The organism is Sphingomonas sp. GW821-FHT12D09 (genome assembly GCF_058807215.1).
Window position 1 is genome coordinate 455,706 of sequence record NZ_JBXAQL010000002.1, and the last position, 25,768, is coordinate 481,473.

General features: G+C 67.0%; 30 protein-coding genes. 25 read left to right on the forward strand and 5 right to left on the reverse strand.

The genetic code is table 11. The features are described from left to right. Window positions 1–10: 10 nt before the first annotated feature. Complete coding sequence (locus tag AC1RPL_RS12245; protein ID WP_493069571.1) at window positions 11–1,663, reverse strand: thiamine pyrophosphate-binding protein; 1,653 nt, start codon at window positions 1,661–1,663, stop codon at window positions 11–13. A 44-nt stretch (window positions 1,664–1,707) separates the two neighbouring features. Beyond that, complete coding sequence (locus tag AC1RPL_RS12250) at window positions 1,708–2,532, reverse strand: energy transducer TonB (protein WP_493069572.1); 825 nt, start codon at window positions 2,530–2,532, stop codon at window positions 1,708–1,710. 95 nt (window positions 2,533–2,627) lie between these two features. Here AC1RPL_RS12250 and AC1RPL_RS12255 point away from each other — a divergent pair, with 95 nt between their 5' ends. The 3 genes from AC1RPL_RS12255 (at window position 2,628) to AC1RPL_RS12265 (ending at window position 4,608) form a co-directional block, all read left to right on the forward strand. Then, entirely contained in the window at window positions 2,628–3,380 is a 753-nt protein-coding gene (locus AC1RPL_RS12255; protein ID WP_493069573.1) for a glutathione S-transferase family protein, read from the forward strand. A 79-nt stretch (window positions 3,381–3,459) separates the two neighbouring features. Then, on the forward strand, window positions 3,460–4,149 hold the full coding sequence (locus tag AC1RPL_RS12260; RefSeq protein ID WP_493069574.1) for a helix-turn-helix transcriptional regulator: 690 nt from the start codon (window positions 3,460–3,462) through the stop codon (window positions 4,147–4,149). Window positions 4,150–4,236: 87 nt separating this feature from the next. Further along, window positions 4,237–4,608: a VOC family protein gene (locus AC1RPL_RS12265; protein WP_493069575.1), complete on the forward strand. Its 372-nt coding sequence runs from the start codon at window positions 4,237–4,239 to the stop codon at window positions 4,606–4,608. A 154-nt stretch (window positions 4,609–4,762) separates the two neighbouring features. On the opposite strand, the gene AC1RPL_RS12270 is transcribed toward AC1RPL_RS12265, so the two are convergent. After that, window positions 4,763–5,281, reverse strand: a complete 519-nt coding sequence (locus AC1RPL_RS12270) for an outer membrane protein (RefSeq protein ID WP_493069576.1) — start codon at window positions 5,279–5,281, stop codon at window positions 4,763–4,765. A 269-nt stretch (window positions 5,282–5,550) separates the two neighbouring features. On the opposite strand from AC1RPL_RS12270, the gene AC1RPL_RS12275 reads away from it, so the two are divergent. From AC1RPL_RS12275 to nadA, 20 genes are all read left to right on the forward strand, one after another. Continuing rightward, the gene (locus tag AC1RPL_RS12275) at window positions 5,551–6,270 is read left to right on the forward strand and encodes a CoA transferase subunit A (RefSeq protein ID WP_493069577.1); all 720 of its coding nucleotides are present in this window, start codon (window positions 5,551–5,553) and stop codon (window positions 6,268–6,270) included. After that, window positions 6,267–7,346, forward strand: coding sequence for an HAD family acid phosphatase (locus AC1RPL_RS12280; RefSeq protein WP_493069578.1), 1,080 nt, complete (start codon window positions 6,267–6,269; stop codon window positions 7,344–7,346). The genes AC1RPL_RS12275 and AC1RPL_RS12280 overlap by 4 nt, the downstream gene beginning before the upstream one ends. Continuing rightward, window positions 7,343–7,657: a DUF5076 domain-containing protein gene (locus tag AC1RPL_RS12285; protein ID WP_493069579.1), complete on the forward strand. Its 315-nt coding sequence runs from the start codon at window positions 7,343–7,345 to the stop codon at window positions 7,655–7,657. Before AC1RPL_RS12280 ends, AC1RPL_RS12285 begins: the two co-directional genes overlap by 4 nt. Continuing rightward, the gene (locus AC1RPL_RS12290) at window positions 7,657–8,304 is read left to right on the forward strand and encodes a CoA transferase subunit B (protein ID WP_493069580.1); all 648 of its coding nucleotides are present in this window, start codon (window positions 7,657–7,659) and stop codon (window positions 8,302–8,304) included. The genes AC1RPL_RS12285 and AC1RPL_RS12290 overlap by 1 nt, the downstream gene beginning before the upstream one ends. Then, window positions 8,304–9,194, forward strand: coding sequence for an alpha/beta hydrolase (locus AC1RPL_RS12295; RefSeq protein WP_493069581.1), 891 nt, complete (start codon window positions 8,304–8,306; stop codon window positions 9,192–9,194). Before AC1RPL_RS12290 ends, AC1RPL_RS12295 begins: the two co-directional genes overlap by 1 nt. Window positions 9,195–9,260: 66 nt before the next feature. Further along, entirely contained in the window at window positions 9,261–9,944 is a 684-nt protein-coding gene (locus tag AC1RPL_RS12300; protein ID WP_493069582.1) for a ferritin-like domain-containing protein, read from the forward strand. Window positions 9,945–10,105: 161 nt separating this feature from the next. After that, a complete protein-coding gene (locus AC1RPL_RS12305; RefSeq protein ID WP_493069583.1) occupies window positions 10,106–11,056 on the forward strand; it encodes an NAD-dependent epimerase/dehydratase family protein in 951 nt (316 codons plus the stop codon). 70 nt (window positions 11,057–11,126) lie between these two features. Continuing rightward, complete coding sequence (locus AC1RPL_RS12310) at window positions 11,127–11,966, forward strand: c-type cytochrome (protein ID WP_493069584.1); 840 nt, start codon at window positions 11,127–11,129, stop codon at window positions 11,964–11,966. Window positions 11,967–12,047: 81 nt separating this feature from the next. Next, a complete protein-coding gene (gene leuC, locus AC1RPL_RS12315; protein ID WP_493069585.1) occupies window positions 12,048–13,490 on the forward strand; it encodes a 3-isopropylmalate dehydratase large subunit in 1,443 nt (480 codons plus the stop codon). 144 nt (window positions 13,491–13,634) lie between these two features. Beyond that, a complete protein-coding gene (leuD, locus tag AC1RPL_RS12320; RefSeq protein WP_493069586.1) occupies window positions 13,635–14,264 on the forward strand; it encodes a 3-isopropylmalate dehydratase small subunit in 630 nt (209 codons plus the stop codon). After that, the gene (locus AC1RPL_RS12325; protein ID WP_493069587.1) at window positions 14,227–15,222 is read left to right on the forward strand and encodes an NADPH:quinone oxidoreductase family protein; all 996 of its coding nucleotides are present in this window, start codon (window positions 14,227–14,229) and stop codon (window positions 15,220–15,222) included. Before leuD ends, AC1RPL_RS12325 begins: the two co-directional genes overlap by 38 nt. 192 nt (window positions 15,223–15,414) lie before the next feature. Next, the gene (locus tag AC1RPL_RS12330; protein WP_493069588.1) at window positions 15,415–15,738 is read left to right on the forward strand and encodes a DUF1476 domain-containing protein; all 324 of its coding nucleotides are present in this window, start codon (window positions 15,415–15,417) and stop codon (window positions 15,736–15,738) included. After that, window positions 15,738–15,977, forward strand: coding sequence for a BolA family protein (locus AC1RPL_RS12335; RefSeq protein ID WP_493069589.1), 240 nt, complete (start codon window positions 15,738–15,740; stop codon window positions 15,975–15,977). The genes AC1RPL_RS12330 and AC1RPL_RS12335 overlap by 1 nt, the downstream gene beginning before the upstream one ends. A gap of 5 nt (window positions 15,978–15,982) precedes the next feature. Continuing rightward, window positions 15,983–16,312 carry a Grx4 family monothiol glutaredoxin gene (grxD, locus tag AC1RPL_RS12340; protein WP_493069590.1) on the forward strand — a complete coding sequence of 110 codons (330 nt, stop codon included), beginning with the start codon at window positions 15,983–15,985 and terminating at the stop codon, window positions 16,310–16,312. A 564-nt stretch (window positions 16,313–16,876) separates the two neighbouring features. Beyond that, a complete protein-coding gene (locus AC1RPL_RS12345; RefSeq protein ID WP_493069591.1) occupies window positions 16,877–17,245 on the forward strand; it encodes a BlaI/MecI/CopY family transcriptional regulator in 369 nt (122 codons plus the stop codon). Next, on the forward strand, window positions 17,242–18,774 hold the full coding sequence (locus tag AC1RPL_RS12350; RefSeq protein WP_493069592.1) for a M56 family metallopeptidase: 1,533 nt from the start codon (window positions 17,242–17,244) through the stop codon (window positions 18,772–18,774). The genes AC1RPL_RS12345 and AC1RPL_RS12350 overlap by 4 nt, the downstream gene beginning before the upstream one ends. Window positions 18,775–18,910: 136 nt before the next feature. After that, on the forward strand, window positions 18,911–19,801 hold the full coding sequence (locus tag AC1RPL_RS12355) for an MBL fold metallo-hydrolase (protein ID WP_493069593.1): 891 nt from the start codon (window positions 18,911–18,913) through the stop codon (window positions 19,799–19,801). Then, window positions 19,762–20,469, forward strand: coding sequence for a DUF4230 domain-containing protein (locus AC1RPL_RS12360; protein ID WP_493069594.1), 708 nt, complete (start codon window positions 19,762–19,764; stop codon window positions 20,467–20,469). Before AC1RPL_RS12355 ends, AC1RPL_RS12360 begins: the two co-directional genes overlap by 40 nt. Window positions 20,470–20,582: 113 nt before the next feature. Beyond that, window positions 20,583–21,356, forward strand: a complete 774-nt coding sequence (locus AC1RPL_RS12365; RefSeq protein WP_493069595.1) for a hypothetical protein — start codon at window positions 20,583–20,585, stop codon at window positions 21,354–21,356. 52 nt (window positions 21,357–21,408) lie between these two features. Continuing rightward, a complete protein-coding gene (gene nadA / locus AC1RPL_RS12370) occupies window positions 21,409–22,428 on the forward strand; it encodes a quinolinate synthase NadA (protein WP_493069596.1) in 1,020 nt (339 codons plus the stop codon). 125 nt (window positions 22,429–22,553) lie between these two features. Here the strand turns inward: nadA and AC1RPL_RS12375 are convergent, their stop codons facing one another. Further along, window positions 22,554–23,546: a phytanoyl-CoA dioxygenase family protein gene (locus tag AC1RPL_RS12375; protein WP_493069597.1), complete on the reverse strand. Its 993-nt coding sequence runs from the start codon at window positions 23,544–23,546 to the stop codon at window positions 22,554–22,556. A gap of 250 nt (window positions 23,547–23,796) precedes the next feature. Here AC1RPL_RS12375 and nadC point away from each other — a divergent pair, with 250 nt between their 5' ends. Further along, window positions 23,797–24,648, forward strand: a complete 852-nt coding sequence (gene nadC, locus AC1RPL_RS12380; protein WP_493069598.1) for a carboxylating nicotinate-nucleotide diphosphorylase — start codon at window positions 23,797–23,799, stop codon at window positions 24,646–24,648. Further along, window positions 24,648–25,364 (forward strand): ribonuclease T2 family protein, encoded by a 717-nt coding sequence (locus tag AC1RPL_RS12385; protein ID WP_493069599.1) that lies wholly within the window; start codon window positions 24,648–24,650, stop codon window positions 25,362–25,364. The genes nadC and AC1RPL_RS12385 overlap by 1 nt, the downstream gene beginning before the upstream one ends. Here AC1RPL_RS12385 and AC1RPL_RS12390 read toward each other — a convergent pair whose 3' ends face one another. Further along, window positions 25,365–25,718, reverse strand: a complete 354-nt coding sequence (locus AC1RPL_RS12390; protein ID WP_493069600.1) for a DUF4112 domain-containing protein — start codon at window positions 25,716–25,718, stop codon at window positions 25,365–25,367. Window positions 25,719–25,768 lie beyond the last annotated feature (50 nt).

Consider the following 25,768-nt stretch of genomic DNA (forward strand, 5'->3'; position numbering starts at 1 on the left):
TCGGACGGGATTATTTGCCGCGCAGTCCCGACACGGTCAGGCCCGGCGTGATGAACTCGATATCGGTCTTGAGATGGAGCAGGCGCAGGCCGGTCTGCTCCAGCGCGCGGTCGAGCGCGGGGGCGAACTGCTCGGTCGTCTCGACGGTCTCGGCCCAGCCGCCATAGGCGCGGGCGAGCGCGGCAAAATCGGGGTTGCACAGCGCCGTGCCCGACAGGCGCGATGGATATTCGCGCTCCTGGTGCATGCGGATCGTGCCATAGGTCGAATTGTCGATGACCAGGACGATCAGGTCGGCGTCATGCTGGATCGCAGTGGCGAGCTCCTGGCCGTTCATCATGAAGTCGCCATCGCCCGCCAGCGCGACCACGGCGCGGTCCGGGAAGCGCAAGGCGGCGGCGACGGCGGCGGGGACGCCATAGCCCATCGCCCCGGCGGTGGGGGCAAGCTGGGTCGGCAGCGGGCCATAATGCCAGAAGCGGTGCCACCAGCTCGAGAAATTGCCGGCGCCATTGCAGATGATCGTATCCGCCGGCATCGCTTCGCGCATCGCCGCGACGCACTGGCCGAGATCGAGCGCGACGCCTTCGCGGGGCTTCGGGGTGGACCAGTCGAGCCACTCGGCATGCGCGGCCTTGGCATCGAAGCTGGGCAGCGTGACGTCCTCGTCGGCCGCGAGTGTCGCCGCGAACTCGAACGGGCGCGCGCAGATCGGCAGGTCGGCGAGATAGACGCGGTTTAGCTCGGTGGGATCCGGATGGACGTGGATCAGCGTCTGGCCGGGATGGTCGGGGGTGATCAGCGCATAGCCATCGGTCGTCGCCTCGCCCAGGCGGGCGCCCACCACCAGCAGCAGATCGGCATCCCTGATCCGCTGGACCAGCTTGGGGTTGGGGCCATAGCCGAGATTGCCAGCCCAGACCGGCGAGCTGTTGGGGATCGCATCCTGGCGGCGGAAGGCGCCGGCGACGGGCAGGGCGATCCGCGCGGCGAATTTGGCGAATTCCTCGCCGGCCTCGGCATCCCAGCCGGCACCGCCGACGATCGCGACCGGGCGCTTGGCGGCGGCGAGCATCTCGAACATCTGGTCGAGGTCATAGGCGCCGGGTGCCTGGAGCGGCGGGGCGAGTTCGGGCCGGTCCACCGCCTCGACCATATCGCACAGCATGTCCTCGGGCAGCGCGATCACCACCGGGCCGGGGCGGCCGGAGGTGGCAACGGCGAAGGCGCGGGCGACGTACTCCGGGATGCGGGCGGCGTCCTCGATCCGCGTCGCCCACTTCGCGAGCGGGGCGAACATCGCGGGGAAATCGACTTCCTGGAAACCCTCGCGGTCGCGCATGCCGCGGTCGACATCGCCGATGAACAGGATCATCGGCTGCGAATCCTGCATCGCGACATGGACGCCGATCGAGGCGTTGGTCGCACCGGGCCCGCGCGTCACGAAGGCGACGCCCGGGCGCTGCGTCATCGCGCCGTCGGCACAGGCCATGAACCCGACCCCGCCTTCCTGGCGGCACGTCACCACATCGATCGCCGGCACGTCGTGCAGCGCGTCGAGTACGGCGAGGAAGCTCTCGCCCGGCACGTGGAAGATACGGTCGCAGCCCTGCGCGACCAGATTGTCGACGAGGATCCTGCCCCCGGTGCGTTTCGCGGTCATGCTGCGGTCCTAGCCCGGCACGCGCGCGGGACCAAGGCGCGCGATCATTGCTGGCGTATAGGCTGCGGCAATGGGTCAATGCGGGAGTCGTCCGGGATCTTCCAGACGATAGGCATCTTCACCATCGCCTGGGTTGCGCGGCCTTGCGCATCGGTGGCCGGGACGAAGGTGGTGCGACGCGAGACGACATTGCAGCCGGTGTCGTCGAGGAGCGCGTAGCCACTACTCTGGGCAATTTCGCACTGGCTGACCTGACCCTTTGCCGAGACTGTGAGTGCCAGCACCGTGCGACCCTGCATGTCGGCGCGAAGGGCCGCGGCGGGATAGTCGATCGAGGTGATCGGGTTCGCGAGGACGCGTGGCGGGGTGACCAGTGGTTCGCCGGAACCCGGGTCGATGCGCGACCGCTCCCGGGTGCAGCGCTCCAGCCACTCCGCCGCGCGAAAAATGCCCAGCGTTTGCACGGTGCCGATCGCCCGGCCCTTCGCTGTGCGCACCGCAAGCGTGCCGCCGAGAAACCGAGGGTTGATCCCTGCCAGATCGATTGCCGTCCCATGCCCGCTCGGGTCGCGCCGGGCGTTGGCCGTGAATTTCTGAGGCTTGTCGGCGCGAGCTACGGTGAGCAGAAGGATAATCTTGCCATCCACTGCATCGGTCCAGGGGGCGGCGTTCAGGCGTAGTTCGGGGCCGCGGTCCTGCCGCTGGAGCAAGGTGACCCCGGTTTCCGTCCCACCGGGCGACGCTTGGCTCGCACAGAAATCATCGCCGCGAACCTGGCTCCAGGCGGGCGCGGGCAGCGTCTGGGCCGCGGCTGGCAGGGTGAGTGCGAGCAGGGCGGTGCAGGCGAGGGCGAAGGCGAGGCGGCGCATGCGCGATTTATGCGTGTCGCTCCCGTAACGGTCAACGCACCGACTGGACCGGTTCGGGGTGGGGCGTTAGGCCTGCCGGCAATAAAGGGAACCCCATGCTCATCGTCGGCAACCACGTCTCGCCTTATGCCCGCAAGGTGCTGGTCGCGCTCTATCACAAGGGCGTCGATTACGAGCTCGATCCGATCATTCCCTTTTTCGGCACCGATGCCTTCACTCGGATTAGCCCGCTGCGCCGCATTCCGGTGCTGATCGACGGCGACCTCGTGCTTAACGATTCGACCGTGATCGCCGAATATATCGACGAGCGCTGGCCCGAGCCGCCGCTGATGCCGCGCGGGGCCGCGGATCGGGCCAAGGCGCGCTGGATGGAGGAGTTCGCCGACAGCCGGCTGGGCGACCTGATCATCTGGCGGCTGTTCTACCAGAAGACGATCGTCCCCTATGTCTGGAAGCGCGAGATCGATCACGCGCTGATCGAGCAGGTGACGACGCGCGACCTGCCCGAAGCGCTCGACTGGATCGAGGTGCGGGCGCCGGCGGACGGCTTCCTGTTCGACCATGTCTGCACCGCGGACTTCACCTATGCCTGCTTCTTCCGCAATGCCTCGCTCGCCCAGTTCGAGATCGACGCGGATCGCTGGCCACGCACGGCCGGCTGGATGGAGCGGGTGCGGGCGGTGCCGGCGTTCGCGGGCACGATGAAGTTCGAAGCGGCGATCACCGGGGTGCGTTCGGCGGACCGGCCGGAGGCGCTACGCGCGGCGGGGGCGAAGGTGGTCGAGCAGAGCTATGGCGGACTGGAGCCGCACCGCTCGATCATGCTGGGGGACGGGCCGGAGGCGTAAGGGCCTGGCGCAATCGCGTTCCGGGAAGGATTGCCCAACTGCCAGATCATGGCAGTATGGCGCCCGGAGAGCGGCTTCCATGTCTCGCGCGCAACGTCTTCTCGACCTGATCCAAGTGCTACGCCAGCATCGGCGACCGGTTGCGGGTGCCGTGCTGGCCGAAGAACTCGGCATCTCGTTGCGTACCCTCTATCGCGACATACAGACGTTGAAAGCCCAAGGCGCGCATATCGAGGGGGAAGCAGGCTTGGGGTATGTTCTCCGTCCGGGCTTCATGCTGCCGCCGCTGATGTTCTCCGAAGAGGAAATCGAGGCGCTGGTGCTCGGCTCGCGCTGGGTTTCGGAACGGGCGGACGGGCTGCTCGGCAAGGCCGCGCGCAACGTGCTCGCGAAGATCGGCGCCGTGCTCCCCGACGATCTCAAGGCGGGCATAGAGGCCTCGGGCCTGCTGATCGGCCCCGGTGAGCCGATTGCAGCACGAGACGGTGAGCTTGCCGCGATCCGCCAGGCGATACGGTCCGAACACAAGATACAGGTCGCCTATGCCGATGAACATGGGAACGCCACCGAACGGATCATCTGGCCGATCGCGCTGGCCTTCTATGATCGCGTGCGTGTCTTGGTCGCCTGGTGCGAGTTGCGTACCGGCTACCGCCATTTCAGGATTGACCGCATTGCCACACTCGAATGCCAGGCGGAGCGGTATCCACGCCGTCGCGCCAAGCTGCTCAAGGAGTGGCACGCAGTCCAGGGCGTCCCCGAACAATGACTGCTGACAAGAACTGACAGGATGGCGTCGTAACGCTCCTTTCGCCGGCACCGATCCCCGTGTGCCGTTGATCCGAAAGGGAGTTTCATGCCGGACTTCAATTTCGTGCTCCTGCACGTCCGAGACCATGCAGCCAGCGCCGCGCTCTACCACGAACTGCTTGGCATCCCGATTGTCGCGCAGAAGCCGGATATCGCGATTTTGCCGTTGCGCGACGGCGTCATGCTGGGGCTATGGTCACGCGAGACGGTGGAACCCGAGAGTACGGGTCAGACCGGCGCAAGCGAGATCGCGTTCGGGGTTGCCGATGCGGCCGCGGTGGATGCGATGCATGCCGACTGGAGCCGGCGCGGTCTGTCGATTATCCAGGCCCCAACACGCATGAGCTTCGGCAAGACCTTCGTTGCACGCGACCCCGATGGTCACCGGTTACGCGTGTTCGCACCCGCGGCTGCATGACAATATCCTGGGTGGCCGCCGCATAGGGCTGGCCACCCCATCACTGGTAACAGAGATAACCCGGTCGTCGTCGCGGCGCCAGGCAGCGATTGCCCATAGAAAAAGGGCCGCGCGATTGCCCGCGCGGCCCCTTTCTCTTCGGATCGTCAGGCGATCAGAAGCGATAGCCGACGCCGGCCACGACCTGGTCGCGGTTCAGCTCGATGTCGTCGTAGCGCGAGTAGCGATACTCGACCTTGCCGTAGAACTTGCCGAAGTTCTTCTCGATGCCGGCGCCGAGGCGGTAGCCGTCGAAGTTCGCGCCGTCATTGCCGACGGTGATGCGAGCGTTGGTGTAGCCGCCCTTGCCGTAGATCAGCGTCGAGCCGCCGGCGACGAAGCCGACGCGCACGCCTGCATAGAGATCACGGCCAGCCTTGACGCCGCTTTCCTTGGTCGTCGCGCCAGTGATCTCGGCGTCGGCGCCGATCACGAACTTGCTGATCTGCTGGTCGTACCCGATCGCGCCGCCATAGGCGACGCCCGAGCGGCCATCGCCCTCGGAGCCGACATGATCCCAGCCGGCATTGGCCTCGATGCGCGGGCCGGTGAAGGGCGCGTCGCTGTCCTGCGCGAATGCGGGGGCTGCGGTGGCTGCCATGAGGGCGAGCGCGGTCGTTGCGAGAATTCGCATTATATTTCCTACCTTTGGACTTATTTACTCAGGTTCGGATGGCCATCCGGGCTTCTACGTAGGCCTCCGATTCCGCAGTGCAATATGGCAATTTAATTACAAAACGACCGTGTTGCGTTTGTGCCACACCACCATGGTTGGTCACCTTCCGTTCAGGTTGGGCGGGAGCATCCTCAGGGTAACCGCGAAGTTGAAGGCCGGTTCAGGTTCGCTTGACCCGGGATCGGGCGACCGACTATCGCCCGCGGCGAAGCAGGAGAGAATCGCCGATGAAGAAGCTCTATCCCAACGCCGCAGCAGCGCTGGAAGGGCTGCTGTTCGACGGCATGACGATCTGCGCCGGCGGGTTCGGCCTGAGCGGCATTCCGGAGCGGCTGATCGACGCGATCCGCGACGCGGGGACCAGGGATCTCACCATCGCCAGCAACAATGCCGGCATCGACGGCGAGGGGCTGGGCAAGCTGCTGCGCACCCGCCAGGTGAAGAAGATGATCTCGTCCTATGTCGGCGAGAACAAGGAGTTCGAGCGGCAATATCTGAGCGGCGAGCTCGAGGTGGAATTCTGCCCCCAGGGCACGCTGGCCGAGCGCTGCCGCGCGGGCGGGGCGGGGATCCCGGGCTTCTACACCAAGACCGGCGTCGGCACGCTGGTCGCCGAGGGCAAGGAAGCCAAGGTCTTCGACGGCGAGGAATATATCCTCGAGCGCGGCATCCGCAGCGACCTGTCGATCATCAAGGGCTGGAAGGCGGACGAGAGCGGCAACCTGATCTTCCGAAAGACCGCGCGCAACTTCAACCAGCCGATGGCGACCGCGGGCAAGGTCTGCGTCGCCGAAGTCGAGGAAGTGGTGCCGGTGGGCAGCCTTGATCCCGACCAGATCCATTTGCCGGGCATCTATGTGAACCGGCTGATCCTGGGCGCGCCCTACGACAAGAAGATCGAGTTCCGCACCACCCGGCCGCGCCCGGAGTCCGCAGACGCGGCATGAGCCGCCTGGCGGTGATCGCGGGCCTCGCGCTCGCTGCAACGAGCCTTTCGGGCTGCATCGCCGTGGCCGCGGTACCGCTGGCGGCGGCGGCGGGCGTGGTCAAGACCTCGCAGGACAGCAAGGCGCGCAAGAGGAGCAAGCGCCAGCAACAGGCGCCGGCCCCGCAGCCGGGCCAGGTCTATACGACCGCGGACGGCAAGCAGGTTCAGCTCACCAGCCTCACCGCGCTGCCGGCGCCTGACGGCACCACGGCGCCGGCTGCCGCCACGCCGGTTCCGGGCAGCGTGCCGCCCGAGATGCAGTTCCTCTACGGTTCGGGCGAGGGTGCGGCGCTGAGCCTGCAGGCCTATTCGGCGCTGTGGAATTATCTCCACAACGAGATCCGCTACGTCCGCGACAAGAGCCGTATCTCCTCGGTAGTGATGACGCGCGATTCGACGCTGACTTCGCCCAAGTTCGACACGTGCGGCAAGCGGCCGATGGCCGCGGTGTTCGACGTGGACGAGACCGTGCTGCTCAACCTCGGCTTCGAGAGCGACGCCGCGCGGCGGGGCCCGGGCTATGACCAGGCCCGCTGGACGCGCTGGGAAGAAACCGGCGCCGACAAGGTGGAGGCAGTGCCCGGCGCCGCCGAGACGGTCGCGGCGATCCGCGGCGACGGCATCACCGTCATCTTCAATTCCAATCGTACCGCCAGCACTGCGGCCTTCACCGCGGAGGCGCTCGACAAGGCAGGGCTTGGTCCAGTCACCATTGGCGATACGCTGGTGCTGCGCGACGACAAGGCGCCGAGCGGCAAGGACGAGCGTCGCTGGAAAATCGCCGAGCGCTATTGCATCGTCGCGATGGGTGGCGACCAGCTGGGCGACTTTAGCGACCTGTTCAACGCCAAGGACCTGTCCACCCCGGCGCGGCGCAACACCACCGCCAACACGCTGATCGCGCCGCTCTGGGGGCGTGGCTGGTTCATCCTGCCCAACCCGGTCTACGGCTCGGGCCTGAAGGGCGGGATGGACGAGGTATTCCCCAAGGACAAGCAATGGGCCGATCCGGCCGATGCGGCGCCCAGGCCATGAGCTTTGGGCGCAAGGGCATGATCTCGAACGAGCTCGATATTTCGGGCGCGTCGCAGTTGCTCCAGGGCAGCCGCGAGTTCCTGCGCATGTGGAACAGGCCGGGCGGGGAAGCGGCCTGCCTGATCGATCCCGCCGCGCTCGACCCCGATCCCGCGGCGTTCGGCATCGCGCTGGTTGATTGCATCCGCCACGGCGCGCGCGCCTGGGCGAACGCGACCGGCATCAGCCAGGACGAGGCGCTGGCGCGCATCTGGTTCGGCTTCGATGCCGAACGTGACAACCCCACCGATCTTGGCAAGGAAGTGAACTGATGCCCTGGACCCGCGATGAAATGGCGGCCCGCGCCGCGACGGAGCTGCAGGACGGCTTCTACGTCAACCTCGGCATCGGCATTCCCACCCTCGTGGCGAACCACATTCCGGCGGGCGTCGAAGTGACGCTCCAGTCCGAGAACGGCATGCTCGGTATCGGGCCCTTTCCCTATGAGGGCGAGGAGGATCCGGACCTGATCAACGCCGGCAAGCAGACGATCAGCGAGCTGCCCCAGTCGGTCTATTTCGGCTCGGAGCAGAGCTTCGCGATGATCCGCGGCGGTCATATCGACCTGACCGTGCTCGGCGCGATGGAGATCAGCGAGACCGGTGACATCGCCAACTGGATGATCCCGGGCAAGATGATCAAGGGCATGGGCGGCGCGATGGACCTGGTCGCCGGGGTGAAGAAGATCATCGTGGTCATGGAGCACAACTCCAAGGACGGCGCGCCGAAGTTCGTGCCGAGCTGCAGCCTGCCGCTCACCGGCAAGAACGTGGTCGACATGATCATCACCGATCTCGCCGTGTTCCAGCGCCCCGACCACGCCTCGCCCTTCCGGCTGGTCGAGCTGGCGCCCGGCGTGACCGAGGCGGAAGTCGCGGAGAAGACCACGGCGAAGTACGAAGCGCTGGCCACGGCCTGATGTGGCGCTGGGCCGCGGGCGCCGAGCTGGCACTGGTGCTCGCGGGCGGTGCGCTGGCGCTGTTCGTCTCGCCGCCGGGGTTGCTGTCGCTTGCCGACGCAGTGGCGGGCGGCGGCGCGGGCACGGCGCGGCCGGGCAGCGCGATCGCGTTCGGCACGCACGGCCAGACGCTCGACGTCTGGCGCCCGGCGGGCGCCCGGGCGGCTGACAAAAGGCCGGTGCTGATCTTCTGGTATGGCGGCGGCTGGGTGAAGGGCGATCGCCGCGCCTATGCCTTTGCCGCGCGCGCCTTTGCCCGGGCGGGCTATGTCGTCGTGGTGCCGGACTATCGCAAGGTGCCTGGGGTGCGCTTCCCGGCCTTCCTCCAGGACGGTGCTCAGGCGGTGAAATGGACGCGCGACCATGTCGCCGAATATGGCGGTGATCCCGGACGCATCGCGCTCGCGGGGCATTCCGCGGGGGCGTACACCGTGGCGATGCTCGCGCTCGACCGGCGCTGGCTGCAGGCGGAGGGCGTCGATCCCGGCATCGTGCGCGCGGGCGTGGGGCTGTCGGGTCCGTACGACTTCTATCCCTTCACTGCGAAGCGCTCGATCGATGCGATGCAGGGCGTCGCCGATCCCGCGATGACCCAGCCGATCCATTTCGCCCGCGCCGATGCGCCGTCGCTGCTGCTCGTCACTTCGGATGGCGACACGGTGGTGCGGCCGAGGAACGCGATCAACCTTGCGGCCAGGCTGCGGGCGCTGGGCGCGCCGGTCACGCTTGAGAACTATCCCGGGCTCAGCCACGAGGAAGTGGTGATGGCGCTGTCCACGCCGTTTCGCGGCAAGGGGCCGACGCTGCCCGACAGCCTGGCGTTTCTGAACGCGGCGCTGGCAAGGCGCTGATGCTGCGGCGCAGCGTGTACGCGAATTAATTGGCGGCGGACGGCGCAAAGGCGTAAGCCTAACCGCATGTTAGCCTGGTTCCGCCGCCGCTATTTGGACCTGCTGGGCTCCATCTACATCTACAACGAGCATCGTGGCTATACGAGCATCGACCGGGTGCTCGAAGCGGTGAAGGCGCGCGCGCCCGACGATCACCAGCTGATCGCCGATATCGAGAAGCACCGCGCCGACGAGCGCAAGCACTACGTCATGTTCAAGCGCTGGTTCGAGCTGCAGGGCAAGATGCCGCTCCAGGTCGACCGCACCTGCGGCCATATCGACCGGTTCGTCGAGATCATGTTCCGCCGGACGATCGACGAGCTCGACACCAACAGGATCATCGCCGAGGACGACGAGTTCGAGAAGCTCTGCCGGGTGATCTCGCTCACCGAGCAGCGCGGCCACAAGCAGGTGGAGATCCTGCTCAAGCATCCGCTGGTCACCGGCGACAAGGTGCTGATGAAGATCTTCCGGATCATCGAGAAGGACGAGCCGAGCCACTGGGCGCCCTATGAGGGCTGGCTCAAGGCGAACGGCAAGCGCGATTCGAAATGGTGGGAGCGGGGGATCGACACGTTCATCCACTCTGAACTGCTGTTCCTGAAGCTGCCGGCGCTGTTCCTCAATCCGCGGGTCAAGCGGCGGACCGAATGGCAGGACGCGGACGAGCCGGCCGAGCGCAAGGCCTCGCCGGTGCCGGTGCTGGGGTAAGGCGTCCCTTAATCCCGTCATCCCCGCGAAGGCGGGGATCCAGGTAACAGAGCAACGTCCTTCGTGACTCTGGATCCCCGCCTTCGCGGGGATGACGAAGGAGGTGACGAGAAAGTCTGGAGGGGCTTTCTAGCCCGCCACGCCTCGGCTACCTCAACCCCATGCGCATCCTCCTGACAGGCTCTTCCGGCTGGCTCGGCCGCTTCCTCGCGCCCTTGCTGCGGGCCAACGGCCACACTGTCACCGGCCTCGACATCGCCCCCGGCGCGGACACCGACATCCTCGGTTCGGTCGCCGACCGCGCGCTGGTCGACCGCATCTTCGCCGAGCGGGGCATTGAGGCGGTCATCCATGGCGGCGCGCTGCACAAGCCCGATATCGCGCGGTATCCCGCACAGGCGTTCATCGACGTCAACGCTAGCGGCACGCTCAACCTGCTCGAGGCGGCGGCGCAGGCCGGACATGACCGGTTCGTCTTCACCTCGACCACCTCGCTGATGATCAGCCAGGCGATTCGCGACGAGGCGGGGGATGCGGCGGTGTGGCTCGACGAGGCCTCGGGGCCGATCGAGCCGCGCAACATCTACGGCGTCACCAAGCTCGCCGCCGAGCAGCTCTGCCGGCTGGCCTGGCTCAACGATGGCCTCAACTGCGTCGTGCTGCGCACCAGCCGCTTCTTCCCCGAAGAGGACGATACCCACCGCGCGCTGTCGGGCGAGAACATGAAGGCGAACGAGCTGCTCCATCGCCGGCTGACGGTGGAGGATGCGGCGCGCGCGCACCTGGTCGCGCTGGAGAAGGCACCGGAGATCGGCTTCGGTACCTTCATCGTCTCGGCGCCGACCCCGTTCAGCCGATCCGAGTGCGCCGAACTAAAACGCGACGCCGGGGCAGTAATAACGCGCCATTATCCCGATGCAGTCACGTTATACGCTGCGAAAGGCTGGCAACTTCCGAAAAGCATCGGTCGTGTTTATGATGCGGCGCTTGCCGGGAAACTGCTCGGCTTTCGATGCGAGACGGATTTCGGAACGGTGCTCGATTCGCTGCGGCAGCAAACTGCACTGCCTTTCGCGCATGATCCGAATTATGTTTCGCCGAAAGAGATATAGGCGCGGGATGGTGGTCCACCGACGCCTTGTGTTTTGTTGAGATAACACAAGCGTTTCGGGGGATTTCTTTATGCGTTGGGTCGTTCGCGGGCTGTTGGTGCTCGTTTCCGTCGCCTGTCTTGGGCTGGCGGTGATCTATGGCGGGTCCGAATGGGCGATCCGCAAGAGCCACGCCGTGGCGCTGCCTTCCATCGCCTCGGACCGCTCGCCGGCGGGGGTGGCCGAAGGCGGACGGCTCGCCTCGGCGATGGGGTGTCGCGGCTGCCACGGCCCGAACGGCAACGGCGTGCTGCTGGCCGAAGTGCCCGGCGTGATCCACGCCGCCACCCCGGCGCTGGCGCGTGCCGCCGCAACCTATTCGGACGCCGAACTGGCGCGGCTGATCCATTACGGGATCAAGCGCAACGGACAGGGCGTCTATCTGATGCCGATCGAAGGCCATGCACGCATCGCCGACGAGGATGTCGCGCGAATCATCGGCTGGATCCGCACGCTCAAGCCCTCCGCCGCCGACCGGACCGACACGCTGAGCTTCGGCCCGCTGGGGCGGGTGGCGATCCTCACCGGCAAGCTCAAGCAGGAAGTGATCGAGACGCCGCGGGCACCCGCCCGGCGCCCGGCCGATATCGGCGGCTACATCGCCGGCACGGTGTGTGCGGGTTGCCATTCCATGACCGAGGCGCGCGAGGCGCATGACGATGGCCGGCGCGTGCCGCCCTTGCTCGAGATCGCGCCGGCCTATGACCTGCCCGCGTTCCGCAAGCTATTGCGCACCGGCGTCGGCATGTCGCCGCGCGACCTGGGGCTGATGGGACGGGTCGCGAAGGGGGACCTTTCGCATCTCACCGACCAGGAAATCGTGGCATTGCATACCTACCTCAGGGCGGAAGCTCAGAAGCCGCCGCGCTGAGACGGAGAATAGTTCAACTATGCGATGGAAAATTGCCGAAAGGGTTGCTCGCGCGCAAGAATCGGTTAAAGCGCGCGCATCATGACCCTGCAACCACGCACGCTGTACGAGAAAATCTGGGCCGACCATGTGGTCGAGCGCCGGGATGACGGAACCTGCCTTATCTATATCGACCGCCACCTCGTCCATGAGGTGACCAGCCCCCAGGCCTTTGCCGGCTTGCGCGCGGCGGGGCGGCCGGTGCGCCGCCCGGACCTTACGCTTGCGGTCCCCGACCATAACCTGCCGACCACGGCGCGCGTCGATGCCGCGGGGCATGAGCTGCCGATCGCCGATCCGGCCAGCGCCAAGCAGCTCTCGACGCTGCGCATCAACACCGCCGAGTTCGGCGTGCCCTATATCGACGCGCTCGATGTGCGGCAGGGGATCGTCCACGTCATCGGCCCCGAGCAGGGCTTCACGCTGCCCGGCACGACTTTGGTCTGCGGCGACAGCCATACCTCGGCGCATGGGGCGCTCGGAGCCTTGGCCTTCGGCATCGGCACCAGCGAAGTCGAGCATGTCCTCGCCACGCAAACCTTGCTGCTCAAACAGTCCAAGACGCTCGAGATCCGCGTCGATGGCGCGCTCGGCTTCGGGGTGAGCCCCAAGGACGTGGTGCTGGCGATCATCGGCAAGATCGGCGCGGCCGGCGGCACCGGCTATGTCATCGAATTCACCGGCGACGTGATCCGCGCCATGTCGATCGAGGGGCGGCTGACCGTCTCGAACATGTCGATCGAGGGCGGCGCCCGCTCCGGCCTGATCGCGCCCGACGAGGCCAGCTATGCCTATCTAAAGGGCCGCCCGATGGCGCCGACGGGCGAGGCCTGGGACCGGGCCGTTGCCTATTGGCGGACGCTGCCGACCGATGCCGGCGCGCGCTACGACAAGAGCGTAATCCTCCACGCCAGCGATATCGCGCCGTCGCTCACCTGGGGCACCAGCCCCGAGGATGTGGTGGCGATCACCGGCACCGTGCCCGATCCCGAGAGCTTCGAGGATCCGGCCAAGCGCGTCGCCGCGCAGAAGTCGCTCGACTATATGGGCCTGACGCCGGGCATGCGGATGGAGGACGTGCCGATCGAGCATGTCTTCATCGGCAGCTGCACCAACAGCCGGATCGAGGATCTGCGCGCCGCCGCCGCGGTGGTGAAGGGCCATCACATCGCCGACCGCGTCCGCCAGGCGCTGATCGTGCCGGGCTCCGGGCTGGTCAAGTTGCAGGCCGAGGCCGAGGGGCTCGACCGCATCTTCACCGAGGCCGGCTTCGAGTGGCGCGAGCCCGGCTGCTCGATGTGTCTCGCGATGAACCCGGACAAGGTCCCCGCCGGCGAACGTTGTGCTTCCACCTCGAATCGAAATTTCGTAGGAAGACAAGGTCCTGGGGCGCGGACGCATCTGCTTTCACCCGCAATGGCGGCGGCAGCGGCGATCCGAGGGCGCCTCACCGATGTCAGGGAGCTGATGTCGGCGGATGCGTAAGGGGATGAAGTATGAAGCGGGCGCTTATCGCATTGGTTGCGGGGACGGTGCTGAGTGGTCTGGTGGCGGCCTATGCCGCGACCGGCAAGACCGTCGAGCCGAAGGCGGAGACAACGGCCGCCCGCTGATCCGGGAGGTTGTGTAATGGAAGCAGTCCGTCAGGTGCACGGGCGCGCCTATCCGTGGGGCGCCAAGAATATCGACACCGACATCATCATCCCGGCGCACTGGCTGAAGACCACGACGCGCGAGGGGCTTGGCAAGGGCGCCTTCGAAAGCGTGCGCGCGCAGCCGGGCAATGTGTTCGACGACGAGCGCTATGCCGGCTCGCCCGTGCTCGTCGCCGGCGACAATTTCGGCTGCGGTTCCAGCCGCGAGCATGCCGCCTGGGCGCTGGCCGATCTCGGCATCCAGGCCGTGATCGCGCCGAGCTTCTCCGACATCTTCTCGGGCAATGCCTTCAAGAACGGCATCGTGCCGGTGGTGCTGCCGCAGGAGGCCGTGGACCGGCTCGTGGAGGTGGCGAAGACCGACGAGATCACCGTCGACCTGGAGACGATGACCGTCACCACGCCCTTCCAGGACCGTTTCCCGTTCGAGCTCGACGCCTTCCGCCGGCAATGCTTGATGGAAGGGCTGGACGAGATCGGTATGACGCTGGCACAAGATACCGCGATTTCGAAATTCGAATCCGGGATGGCGCAAAGCCGCCCGTGGATCGCGGTGGAGACGGCGAATGAAGGCACTGCTCTCGAAGCAACCGGGCGGACCTGATACTCTAATCCTGGAAGAGCTGCCCGATCCGGTGGCGGGCAAGGGGCAGGTTGTCGTGGCCGTGAAGGCCTGCGCGATCAACTATCCCGACTTCCTGATCATCGAGGACAAATACCAGTTCAAGCCGCCGCGCCCCTTCGCGCCGGGCGGCGAGATCGCCGGCGTGATCGAGAGCGTCGGCGAGGGCGTGACCGGCTGGGCGGTGGGCGACCGGGTGATCGCGGTGACCGGCCATGGCGGGCTGGTCGAGAAGCTGGCGATCGAGGCGGTGCGGCTGTTCCGCCTGCCCGAGGGCCGCAGCTTCGAGGAAGGCGCGGCGCTGCTGCTCACCTATGCCACGACGATCCACGCGCTGCTCGACCGCGGGCATCTGCGCGAGGGGCATAATCTGCTCGTGCTGGGCGCGGCCGGTGGCGTCGGCCTCGCGGCGGTCGAGCTCGGCAAGGCGTTCGGCGCAAGGGTCGTGGCGGCGGTTTCCTCGCCGGAGAAGGGGGAAGCAGCCAAGGCGGCGGGCGCGGACGAGACTCTGGTCTATGGCCGGGCGCCTTTCGACAAGGACCAGTCCAAGGCGCTGGCCGAGCAGTTCAAGGCCGCGCTCGGGCCCCAGGGCGCCGATGTGATCTACGATCCGGTGGGCGGCGATTATGCCGAGCCGGCGCTGCGTTCGATCGGCTGGGAAGGGCGCTATCTAGTGGTCGGCTTCCCGGCGGGCATCCCCAGGCTGCCGCTCAACCTGACCCTGCTCAAGAGCTGCGACGTGTGCGGCGTGTTCTGGGGCGCCTTTGCGGCACGCGATCCCAAGGCCAATGCGGCGCATGTCGAGCAGTTGTTCCGGCTCTGGGGCGAGGGGCATATCGCGCCCAAGGTGACCGAGACCTTCGCGCTGGCCGATGCAGGCCAGGCGATCGCCAAGATGGCGGCGCGCGCAGTGATCGGGAAGGTCGTGGTGACGATCTAGGTCGAATCCCGCGCCACACTTATTCGTCATCCCGGCGAAAGCCGGAACCCAGGGCCACGGGCGATTCGGCAGAGAAACCCTGGGCCCCGGCTTTCGCCGGGGTGACGGTTATGTGTGTGGGTAGCGGCCACTCGCTTGCCACGGCGGTCCCCCCAACCTATCTCCGCACCAAACGCCAGATAGGGGATTGCAATGACCACGTTCGACGATCGCGAAAAGGCATTCGAAGCGAAGTTCGCGCGCGACGAGGACATGGCCTTCCGCGTCACTGCCCGTCGTAACCGTCTCGTCGGCCAGTGGGCCGCAGCGCAGATGAACCTCACTCCGGAAGAGACCGACGCGTATGCCAAGGCGGTCGTCCAGGCCGATTTCGAGGAAGCGGGCGACGAGGACGTGATCCGCAAGCTGCTCGGCGACCTGCTCGCCGCCGGTGTCGAGACCGATGAGGCCATCGTGCGCCGTGCACTCGAGGAACAGTCGGTCGAATCGCGCCGCCAGCTGATGGGCGAAGCCTGATGCCGATGGCGGCCAGCGAGATCGAGGAGTTGATCAAGTCCGGCATCCCCGATGCCCGGGTCGAGATCACCGATCTTGCCGGTGACGGCGATCATTATGCGGCGCGGGTTGTCGCGCCGATGTTCAAGGGCATGCCGCGGGTGCGCCAGCACCAGGCGGTCTATGCCGCGCTCGGTGGGCGCATGGGCGGCGTGCTGCACGCGCTCCAGCTAACCACCGAAGCGCCTGTCGAGGAGTGAGTGAAGTGACCGACGATACCCAGGCGCGCATCCAGGCGCTGGTCGATGCCAACCCGGTGCTGCTGTTCATGAAGGGCAGCCCGCTGTTCCCGCAATGCGGCTTTTCCAGCCGCGCGATCACGATCCTCAGCCATCTCGGCGCCGAGTTCGAGAGCGTTGACGTGCTCCAGGACCAGGGCATCCGCCAGGGGATCAAGGAATTCTCCGACTGGCCGACCATCCCGCAGCTCTATGTGAAGGGCGAATTCGTGGGCGGTTCGGACATCATGATGGAGATGTACGAGAGCGGCGAGCTGGCGCAGCTCCTTGCGGACAAGGGTGCGACGGCGGCCTGATCGCCGCCGGCTAGCCTGAACTCGAATTCGCCACTCCGGCCTTGTGCCGGGCCGCCCCTCCCGAGGAGTGAGCCTGGCGGCGCTGGGTGACCGCTCCGATCTTGTTACTGCGTTGGCGATTGGCGGCACCGTGGATCCCGACACGAGGCCGGGATGACGGACTAACGGCTGCAATCGTGACGTCATGGCTGCACGCCGCCATGGCGTGACGTCACGGCGTCAAGCCGTCCGAGTCGCTGGTGTCTGGGAGAACCCGGGTCGGGTGGGTCGACGCGAGACCGGGGAAGTAGCGGTCGACCCACCCTGAAATAAAGCGTTGAACGCTTGAGGTGCCTTATACCTTGCAGACCCCGTGCCAGTTCCCGCGAACCGAAGATTTCCGCGGGTTTTCCTGGTTAGCGGATTTTAACCTGACCTCGCACTTGTAAGCGATTCCGACAGTTTCGGGACTTAGGCAGCGAGATCGCAGGGCAAGCCGTTAGATTTCGTTCACCCACGGTTCACCCGCTTGACTACAGACGTAATCATCACGATTACACAAGTAGTCGAGCTAAAGAGGGACCGATGACGGAACGGATCAGCGATGCGGAGCACGCCGTGATGGAAGTGCTCTGGGAGAAATCGCCGCTCACCGCCCAGGAAGTGGCCGAGCGCGTGCCAGCGACCCGCGGCTGGAGCGCCAACACGGTCAAGACCCTGCTCGGGCGCCTGCTCGCCAAGAGCATCATCGCGCACCAGGAAGAGGGGCGCCGCTACCTCTATCGCCCGCTGGTCGCCCGCGGCGATTATGTCGCCGGGGAGTCGCGCAAGCTGATGGACCGGCTGTTCGGCGGCAAGCTGACGCCTCTCGTGGCGCATCTGGCCGAGCGCGACCAGCTGACCGACCAGGACATCGCCGAGATCGAAGCGCTTCTGCGGGAGCTCAAGCAATGATGGGCTGGATCATCGAGACCTTCGTCGCGACCACCTTGCTGATGCTGCTGGTGCTGGCCCTGCGCGGGCCGGTGCGCCGCACCTTCGGCGCGAACATCGCCTATGTGCTCTGGCTGCTGCCGGTGGCGCGGCTTTTCCTTCCGCCGGTGCCGCACGAATGGCGCGAGCAGGCGATGGCTCCAGTCGCCGCGGCGAGCGATGTCGTCGCTTACTATGTCGTCGATCCGATTTCGCTCTCGTCCACGCCCGCTGCCGGCACGGCGATGGTCTCGACGATCGACTGGATCTTCGTGATGCTGGTCGCCTGGCTTGCCGGCGCGGCGCTGTTCCTGGGCTATCACCTGATCGCCCACGCCCGGCACTGCAGCCGCCTGCTCAAGGCTGCGCGGGTCGATCGTACCGTGGCCCAGGGCCGCGTGCGCGTGATCGAGACCGATGCGGTGCACGGCCCGCTCGCCTTCGGGGTGTGGCGCAAATACGTCGCCTTCCCGTGCGATTTCACCGAGCGCTATGACGAGCAGGAGCGCGATCTCGCGCTGGCCCATGAGCTTGGCCACCATGTCCGTGGCGATCTGATCGCCAACTGGGTCGCGCTGTTCGTCCTCGCCATCCACTGGTTCAACCCGGTCGCCTGGAGGGCCTTCCGCGCCTTCCGTGCCGACCAGGAAATGGCCTGCGACGCCCTGGTGCTCGCTGGCCGCGCCCAGGCACTGCGCCATGCTTATGGCCGTGCGATCGTCAAGTCCGCGCATGGGGGTGCGGTCTCGGCGGCATGTCATCTGCACACGATCAATGAAGTCAAAGGGAGGCTCCGCATGCTTTCGAAGACCCAGAAGAATACCCCTGCTCGCCTGGCCGCCGGCCTGCTCGGCACCGGCGCGCTCGGCCTGGCCGCGCTCGGCCTCACCGCCTCGGGCACCCAGGCCGCCGAGCAGATCAAGGCGAAGGTGGAGACCGTCACCGGCGTGAAGCTGGACCAGGACGTGCCCGCCCCGCCGGCGCCGCAGGCCGCGCCCAGCGAACCCGCCGCGCCCGACGCCCCGGCTGCGCCCGAAGGCCCGGTCAAGGTCAAGTCGCGCTACGTCTACGCCGTCAGCAGCGACGACAAGGACAAGGGCGCCAAGGACGGCAAGCGCATCACCAAGATGGTGATGGTCCACGCGGACGGCACGTCGACCGAGACGATGATGCCCGATATCGACAAAATCCGTGCCGAGATGCCCGAGGTCCGGAACGGCAAGTGCGACGGCACCGCGGACAAGCCGGTCGTCGAGAATTTCGAGCGGAACGGCAAGAAGGTGATGATCATCTGCTCGAACCGCATCGAGAAGATCACGGTCCATGCCGAGAAGATGGCGTTCGAGAGCAGGAAGATGGGCATGCGCTCGGCGGCGATGGGCCTGCACATGGCCCGCCGTTCGATCGAGAGCCAGTCCGACCTCAGCCCCGAGCAGCGCGCCAAGGCACTGAAGGGCATCGACGAAGCCATTGCAGAGGTCGAGAAGGGCAGCACTCCCGACAACAAGTAACCCAGAGGGGAAGGGCGTTCGTCAAAAGGCCCCTTTCGCGAACGCCTTTTCGGCGGGGCCGGCTGCTCTCCTTCGCAGCCGGCCCCGTTTCGTCTGCGGCCTTGCGCTCCGGCGCGGCAAAGGCCATCTCGGGCATATGGACATCATCGCGGACGCCCCGACGGGGCTGGCCATGGCGCTCGATCCGCTGGTCACGCGCATATTGGCGCCCAATCCCTCGCCCTTCACCTATACCGGCACGCAGAGCTATCTGGTCGGCACGACCGCGCTCGCGGTGATCGATCCGGGCCCGGACGAGCCCGCGCATCTCGACGCGCTGATGGCAGCTATCGCCGGACGCAAGGTCGTCGCGATCCTGTGCACCCATACGCACCGCGACCATAGCCCCGCCGCCGCGCCGCTAAAGGCACTGACCGGCGCCCCGATCATCGGCTGCGCGGCGCTCTCGCTCGCCGACGCCGGCCCGCGCGCCGACGCCGCCTTCGACACCGGCTATGCGCCCGACCGGGTGCTGGCGGACGGGGAGAGCGTGGCCGGCCCCGACTGGACGCTCACTGCGGTCGCCACCCCCGGCCACACTTCCAACCATCTCTGCTTCGCCCTGCAGGAATCCGGAGCCTTGTTCAGCGGCGACCATGTGATGGGCTGGTCGACCACCGTGGTGGCGCCGCCCGATGGCGACATGGCCGCGTACATGGCCAGCCTCGACAGGCTGATGCAGCGCGCCGAGGATCGCATCTATTTCCCCGCGCATGGCGAACCCGTGCAGAAGCCGCACCGCTTCGTGCGCGGGCTGATCGGCCATCGCAAGCAGCGCGAGGGCCAGATCCTGCGCCTGCTCAAGGCGGACGTCGATGCAGTTCCCGCACTGGTCGAGCGCATGTATGTAGGGCTCGATCCCAGGCTCACCGGTGCGGCCGGGCGGTCGGTGCTCGCGCATCTGATCGACCTGCGCGACCGCGGGCTCGTCATCGAGGAGGGCGATGCGTGGAAGATGACAGCGCGAAACAGGGCGGCGGCTGCCTGAAGCTGTTCGGCGCGTTGCTGGTGATCCTGCTGGCGATCGGCGCCGGCTTCTGGTTCGTTGGCGACACGATCAAGCGGCAGTTTCAGGGCCCGACGCCGGAGACGGTGGCGCAGGCGAGCCTGGCAGGGCTGCGCGAGCAGAACCGGCTGTCCGCCTTCGCGGCCAAGTTCGTCGCGGTGGTCACCTCCAAGCAGAGCCAGCTCGGCTTCACCGCGCAGAAGACGATGATCATGCCGGGCAGCGTCCGCTACGAAGTCGACCTGTCCAAGCTGCGACAGGAGGATGTCACCTGGGATGCGGCGACCAAGCGGCTGACCGTCAAGCTGCCCCAGGTCGAGGCCACCGATCCCGCGGTCGATCTCAACAATATCCGCCAGTACGACAATGGCGGCATCCTGCTCTCCGTCACCGATGTCGGCGGCAAGCTGGACGAGGCCAACCGCAAGGCCGGGCAGGCCGAACTGCTCAAGCAGGCGCAGTCCGGCCCCTATATGCGCATGGCCCGCGATGCGACGCGCAAGGCGATCGAAAGCAGCTTCGTGATGCCGCTCAAGGCCGCGGGGATCGATGCCAGCGTGAATGTGATCTTCCCCGACGAGGCCAACCGCCCGACCGAGCGCTGGGACGAATCGCGCCGGCCCGAGGACGTGCTCTCCAACCGCCGCTGAGCCGCTCCGCCGGTTTGCGGCGGGGATGGACGCACGCGCGACGCAGCCCGTTGAGCGGCCGCGCCAAACCCTGTACCTTCGCTGCAGTGCAACCTTCAGTTGGGGGACTGAACATGGCGACCCTTGCCGAGCCGATGCCCAATCTGGGCCGTGACGACCGCTTCTTCCTGACCATGGCGATCGTGATGGCGCTGAGCGTGGTTGCGGGCTTCAGCCTGCAGCTCGCCGCCGGACGTTCCAGCTTCGGCGCGCCGTTCCATGTCCATCTGCACGCCGTCGTCTTCTTTGGCTGGGTGGTGCTGTTCGTCACGCAGAACGTGCTGGTGACCCGCGGCACCATGACGCTGCACCGCAGGCTCGGCTGGATCGGCGCGGGCTGGGCGGTGCTGATGGTCGCTATCGGCATCTTCACCACCGTGGTGATGGTGCGCGCGGGCCGTGCGCCCTTCTTCTTCGAGCCCGGCTATTTCCTGATCATGAACCCGCTCAGCGTGCTTTGCTTCGGCGGATTGACCGCGGCGGCGATCAAGATGCGCCGCGAGACTGCCTGGCATCGCCGGCTGATGTATTGCGGCATGGCCGTGCTGACCGGCCCGGCCTGGGGCCGGCTGATGCCGATGCCGCTGCTCGCGCCGCATGCCGAATGGTGGGTGCTCGGCGGCGTGCTGTTCTTCGTCGCGATCGGCATGATCGCCGACCTGCGCCGGCGCGGGGCCGTGCATCCCGCCTTTTGGTGGGGCGCCGGCACGATCATCGCGGTACAGATCGCAATGACCCTGATCGCGCACAGCCCGGTCGGCGTGGCGATCTATGACTGGGTGGTGCAGGGCACGCACGGTGCTGCCCTGCCTGCGCTCGCCTTCCCGCCGCCCCCGCCAATGGGTTGATCCCGGGCTCGCGCGGGGCCATGTGCAGCGCGGGCAAGGGAGTGAGTGAAGCATGGACGCGCGCAACGGCATTGGCGGCAGCTTGAGCGGGCTCGACCTCCGCGCGGAGATCGACCGGCTGCGCAAGGAGCGCAACGCCGTGATCCTCGCTCATTACTACCAGAAGCCCGAGCTGCAGGACCTGGCGGACTTCGTCGGCGACAGCCTCGATCTCTCGCGCAAGGCGGCCGAGACCGATGCCGACGTGATCGCATTCTGCGGCGTGCGCTTCATGGCGGAGACGGCCAAGATCCTGTCGCCGCAGAAGATCGTGGTGCTGCCGGACATGAACGCGGGGTGCAGCCTCGAGGACAGCTGCCCGCCCGACCAGTTCGCCGCCTTCCGCGCCGCGCACCCGGACCATATCGCGCTGACCTATATCAACTGCTCGACCGAGGTTAAGGCACTGAGCGACATCATTGTCACCAGTTCCTCGGCCGAGAAGATCCTCGCCCAGATCCCGGAAAGCCAGAAGATCATCTTCGGCCCGGACAAGAATCTCGGCGGCTATCTGAAGCGCAAGATCGGCCGCGACATGCTGCTCTGGCCGGGCGTGTGCATCGTGCACGAGGCGTTCAGCGAGACCGAGCTGCTCAAGCTCAAGGCGCAGCACCCAGGCGCCCCGGTGGCGGCGCACCCCGAATGCCCGCCGCACGTGCTCGACCATGCCGACTATGTCGGCTCGACCCGCGGCATCCTCGAATTCTCGCAAGCCATGGCTGGCGACACGCTGATCGTCGCGACCGAACCGCACATCATCCACCAGATGCAAAAGGCGATGCCGAGCAAGAACTTCATCGGCGCGCCCGGTGCCGACGGCAACTGCAACTGCAATATCTGTCCGTACATGGCGCTCAACACGATGGAGAAGCTCTACCTGGCGTTGCGCGACCTCGAGCCGCGCGTCGAGATCGAGGAAGGTCTGCGCCTCCAGGCCAAGAAGAGCCTCGACCGCATGCTCGAGATGGCGAGCGCGACGGTGGGGCAGGGGGACCTGGGCGCGATCGGCGGGGACCCGACCAAGGGGGATTGAGATACACTCCCCTCCCTGAAAGGGAGGGGCCGGGGGTGGGTCGCGTCCGGGCGTATTGTAGCCGGCCGCCCAGCCTCTGCGTGCATCCACCCACCCCTAACCCCTCCCTTCCAGGGAGGGGAAGGTCATCGCCAAACCGGCTGCACGCCCATCTGCGCCGAATAGAAGTTCACATATTGCGCCAGCCTCGGCGCTGCCGCGCTATTGGGGCTGGCGCCGTGCGGCAGGTCCTGCCGCCATATGATCAGGTCGCCCGCCCGCGCTGCCACGCGCACCGCCCGGTCGCTCAGGTCCACCGCGCGCGGATCGGCATCGCCCAGCGCTTCCAGCCATTCGGCCAGGCCGTGATGGAAGCCGGGCACCAGCTCGAACGCACCCTGATCCTCCGCCGTGTCCGACAGATAGAGCACGCCCTGCGTCGCGAAGGCGAAGGGCGGCACTAGGCTCATGTCCCAGTGCAGCCGCGGGGCGGCGAAGCTGCGGCCGGGCTGCAGCGGGGCGTTGAAGCTCACCCGGTCGACGCGGCACCACAGGTCGGCGGTGCCCCAGAGCTGGGCGAACGCCTTGTGCACCCGCGGCGAGCGCCGCGCCGCCTCGAGTGCCGGATGCTGGAAGAGCTGGACCATCAGCCCCTGGCCACGCGGCGAATACCAGCTCGCCGGGTCGGCCGGGTCGGCGCCCACCGTCTCCCACAGCAACGCGGCGGCGGCCGCGGTTTCCTCGGGCGTGATCGCGCCGCGTAGGATCAAATAGCCTTGCGCCTCCCAATGGGCGAGGTCGTCTGCGTCGAGCACATCCGGCAGCGCGTCGATTGCGGCGTTGTGCGCGGCGATCTCGGGCGGCGGCGGGCTGCCCTCCAGCGCGGCATGGTAGCGCGCGATCGCCAGTCGGCCGGGCGTGCCGGCGGTGGCGAGGATCCAGCGCTGGAAACGCTCGAAGTCGGGCCGCTCGCTGCCAAGGAACTGCAGTGTCTGCTCGAGGCCCAGTCCGAGCGCATCGAGCAGCAGCTTGTCCGCCACCCATTCATCGGGCGGCGAGGAGAGATACTGCGTCCGCCGCTCCCAATAGCCGTGGAGGCGGCGGACCTCAGGGAAAGGAGCGAGCTCGGCATCGGCCATCGCCTATCGATGACCCGGCGAACCGGTGCCGGTCAATGGCGATCGGCTGGGATTGCTTGCAATGTAGGATTTCGTCTGCTGCATACTGGCTATGGCATGCGACTCCCGCCTTTGGCTCGATTCCGACGATGCCTTGCCACCGCCAGGCAAAGTGAAACGATTTGCCTCGACTCCCTTCACTTTGCCGCCCGCGCCGAGGCAATGCGATCGCGCCATTGCCGCTGCTGGGCTCGGCTTTTAAGGGCGGATCATGGCTTTCACGCTCGACCATTTCGATCTCGACGCATTCGTCGCTTCCACCCTTGCCGAGGATCTGGGCGACAGGGGTGACATCACCTCCGCCGCGGTGATCCCCGCGGAAGCGGTGTTCACCGGCGTGATGGACAGCCGCGACGCGATCATCGTCGCCGGGCTGCCGATCGCCGAAGCCTTCTTTCGCGCGCTCGACCCTGAGGCGGAGATCGAGGTCCTGGTCGCGGACGGGGCGCGGGTGCCCGCGGGCACCGACCTGATGCGCATCCGCGGCAAGGCGCGGGCGCTGCTCACCGCCGAGCGCTCGGCGCTCAACACGGTGCAACATTTGTCGGGCATCGCGACGATGGCGCGGACTTATGTCGATGCGATCGCCGGCACCGGCGCGACGTTGCTCGACACGCGCAAGACGCTGCCGGGCCTGCGCGTGCTCGAGAAATACGCCACCCGCATGGGCGGGGCGACCAATCACCGCATGGGCCTGTGGGACGCGGCGATGATCAAGGACAATCATGTCGCGGTCGCCGGATCGGTGGGCGAAGCGGTGCGCCGCGCCGTCACCGCCGGGATCGAGAACATCATCGTCGAGGTCGACCGGATCGACCAGATCGCCCCGGCGCTGGAGGCGGGCGCCACCCATTTGCTGCTCGACAATATGGGCCCCGAGACACTGCGCGAAGCCGTGGCGCTGGTCGCCGGGCGCGTGCCGACCGAAGCTTCGGGCGGGGTGCGGCTGGACACGATCCGCGCGATTGCCGCCAGCGGTGTCACCTATGTCAGCGTCGGCCGGCTCACCCAGTCGGCGCCCGCCGCCGATATCGGCCTCGATTTCACCCAGGGAGTTTCGTGATGCGCAAGCTGGTTCTCGGGTTCGTCGGCGCCGGATTGGCGCTGCTGCCGGGCATCGCCTCGGCCCAGGCCCTGGTCTGCCGTCCTGCCGGCGGCGTCGAACGGCCGCGCCCCGATTTGCCCGATGCCAGGCAGCCGCGCCGGATCCTGCCGATCGGTTCCTACACGCTGGCGCTGACCTGGAACCCGGGCCTGTGCCGTGCCAATGGCGGCGATCCCGACAACCGCTTCCGCTGCGGGAAGGGCGGGCGCTTCGGCTTCACGCTGCACGGCCTGTGGCCGGACGGCGTCGGCAAGACCTGGCCGCAATATTGCGCCGACACCCGCATCCTGCCGCCGGCGCAGATCAAGCAGATGCTCTGCACCACGCCTTCGGCCCAGCTGATCCAGCATGAATGGGCCAAGCATGGCACCTGCACGACCATGTCGCCCGCGACCTTCTTCGGCACCGCCAAGCAGCTCTACGACGCGGTTCGCTATCCGGACATGGCCAGGCTGTCGCGCGGAGCGCTGACCGTGGGGCAGTTCAAGGCGCGCTTCGCGGCGGCCAACCCGAACATCCCCGCCGATGCGATCCGCGTGACGGTGACGAAGGAAGACTGGCTCGACGAGCTATGGCTCTGCCTCGACACGGGGCTGCGCTACGAGCGCTGCAAGGCCGGCAGCGGGGGCGCCGCGGACAGCAACCCGCTCAAGATCTTGCGAGGGAAGCGCTGATCAGGGGTGATTGATCGTCGAGGTGCCCGGGTGGTGCTTGTCGAGGTGGCGCTTGATCAGCTTGAGGTTGCGGCTGTTCGACTTGAAGATGAAGTCGGCCGCGTCGCCTACCACGGGGACCAGCCCGATCAGCCAGTCGAAGCCGACATTGCCGAGCATGCGGGCGATCGTCGTCGCGGGCATCTTCAGGTTGCGGGCTTCCCAGACGATATAGAGGCCGAGCATCGCCGCGATCACGTCGCCGCCCACGGGGACGAGGCCGAGGATGCCGTCCAGGCCGATCTTGTAGTTGATGCCTGGGATGGTCAGGCTGCGCTCGAGCAGATGCTCCATCGTCTCAACGCGCCGGCGCACGTCCTGGGCGTGCCGCCCCAGAGGGAGGTTTCCTGCAGCCATCCGCGTCG

Bases quoted from the DNA above. Each gene is read 5' to 3' on its own strand.
- AC1RPL_RS12350 (WP_493069592.1), top strand. From the start codon at position 17,242: ATGATGGGCTGGATCATCGAGACCTTCGTCGCGACCACCTTGCTGATG.
- AC1RPL_RS12295 (WP_493069581.1), top strand. From the start codon at position 8,304: ATGTGGCGCTGGGCCGCGGGCGCCGAGCTGGCACTGGTGCTCGCGGGC.
- AC1RPL_RS12365 (WP_493069595.1), top strand. From the start codon at position 20,583: ATGGCGACCCTTGCCGAGCCGATGCCCAATCTGGGCCGTGACGACCGC.
- AC1RPL_RS12330 (WP_493069588.1), top strand. From the start codon at position 15,415: ATGACCACGTTCGACGATCGCGAAAAGGCATTCGAAGCGAAGTTCGCG.
- AC1RPL_RS12280 (WP_493069578.1), top strand. From the start codon at position 6,267: ATGAGCCGCCTGGCGGTGATCGCGGGCCTCGCGCTCGCTGCAACGAGC.
- AC1RPL_RS12275 (WP_493069577.1), top strand. From the start codon at position 5,551: ATGAAGAAGCTCTATCCCAACGCCGCAGCAGCGCTGGAAGGGCTGCTG.
- AC1RPL_RS12335 (WP_493069589.1), top strand. From the start codon at position 15,738: ATGCCGATGGCGGCCAGCGAGATCGAGGAGTTGATCAAGTCCGGCATC.
- AC1RPL_RS12285 (WP_493069579.1), top strand. From the start codon at position 7,343: ATGAGCTTTGGGCGCAAGGGCATGATCTCGAACGAGCTCGATATTTCG.
- leuC (WP_493069585.1), top strand. From the start codon at position 12,048: ATGACCCTGCAACCACGCACGCTGTACGAGAAAATCTGGGCCGACCAT.
- AC1RPL_RS12375 (WP_493069597.1), bottom strand. From the start codon at position 23,546: ATGGCCGATGCCGAGCTCGCTCCTTTCCCTGAGGTCCGCCGCCTCCAC.
- AC1RPL_RS12300 (WP_493069582.1), top strand. From the start codon at position 9,261: ATGTTAGCCTGGTTCCGCCGCCGCTATTTGGACCTGCTGGGCTCCATC.
- nadA (WP_493069596.1), top strand. From the start codon at position 21,409: ATGGACGCGCGCAACGGCATTGGCGGCAGCTTGAGCGGGCTCGACCTC.
- leuD (WP_493069586.1), top strand. From the start codon at position 13,635: ATGGAAGCAGTCCGTCAGGTGCACGGGCGCGCCTATCCGTGGGGCGCC.
- AC1RPL_RS12345 (WP_493069591.1), top strand. From the start codon at position 16,877: ATGACGGAACGGATCAGCGATGCGGAGCACGCCGTGATGGAAGTGCTC.
- AC1RPL_RS12265 (WP_493069575.1), top strand. From the start codon at position 4,237: ATGCCGGACTTCAATTTCGTGCTCCTGCACGTCCGAGACCATGCAGCC.
- AC1RPL_RS12385 (WP_493069599.1), top strand. From the start codon at position 24,648: ATGCGCAAGCTGGTTCTCGGGTTCGTCGGCGCCGGATTGGCGCTGCTG.
- AC1RPL_RS12270 (WP_493069576.1), bottom strand. From the start codon at position 5,281: ATGCGAATTCTCGCAACGACCGCGCTCGCCCTCATGGCAGCCACCGCA.
- AC1RPL_RS12260 (WP_493069574.1), top strand. From the start codon at position 3,460: ATGTCTCGCGCGCAACGTCTTCTCGACCTGATCCAAGTGCTACGCCAG.
- AC1RPL_RS12305 (WP_493069583.1), top strand. From the start codon at position 10,106: ATGCGCATCCTCCTGACAGGCTCTTCCGGCTGGCTCGGCCGCTTCCTC.
- AC1RPL_RS12290 (WP_493069580.1), top strand. From the start codon at position 7,657: ATGCCCTGGACCCGCGATGAAATGGCGGCCCGCGCCGCGACGGAGCTG.
- AC1RPL_RS12255 (WP_493069573.1), top strand. From the start codon at position 2,628: ATGCTCATCGTCGGCAACCACGTCTCGCCTTATGCCCGCAAGGTGCTG.
- AC1RPL_RS12250 (WP_493069572.1), bottom strand. From the start codon at position 2,532: ATGCGCCGCCTCGCCTTCGCCCTCGCCTGCACCGCCCTGCTCGCACTC.
- AC1RPL_RS12310 (WP_493069584.1), top strand. From the start codon at position 11,127: ATGCGTTGGGTCGTTCGCGGGCTGTTGGTGCTCGTTTCCGTCGCCTGT.
- AC1RPL_RS12355 (WP_493069593.1), top strand. From the start codon at position 18,911: ATGGACATCATCGCGGACGCCCCGACGGGGCTGGCCATGGCGCTCGAT.
- AC1RPL_RS12325 (WP_493069587.1), top strand. From the start codon at position 14,227: ATGAAGGCACTGCTCTCGAAGCAACCGGGCGGACCTGATACTCTAATC.
- nadC (WP_493069598.1), top strand. From the start codon at position 23,797: ATGGCTTTCACGCTCGACCATTTCGATCTCGACGCATTCGTCGCTTCC.
- AC1RPL_RS12245 (WP_493069571.1), bottom strand. From the start codon at position 1,663: ATGACCGCGAAACGCACCGGGGGCAGGATCCTCGTCGACAATCTGGTC.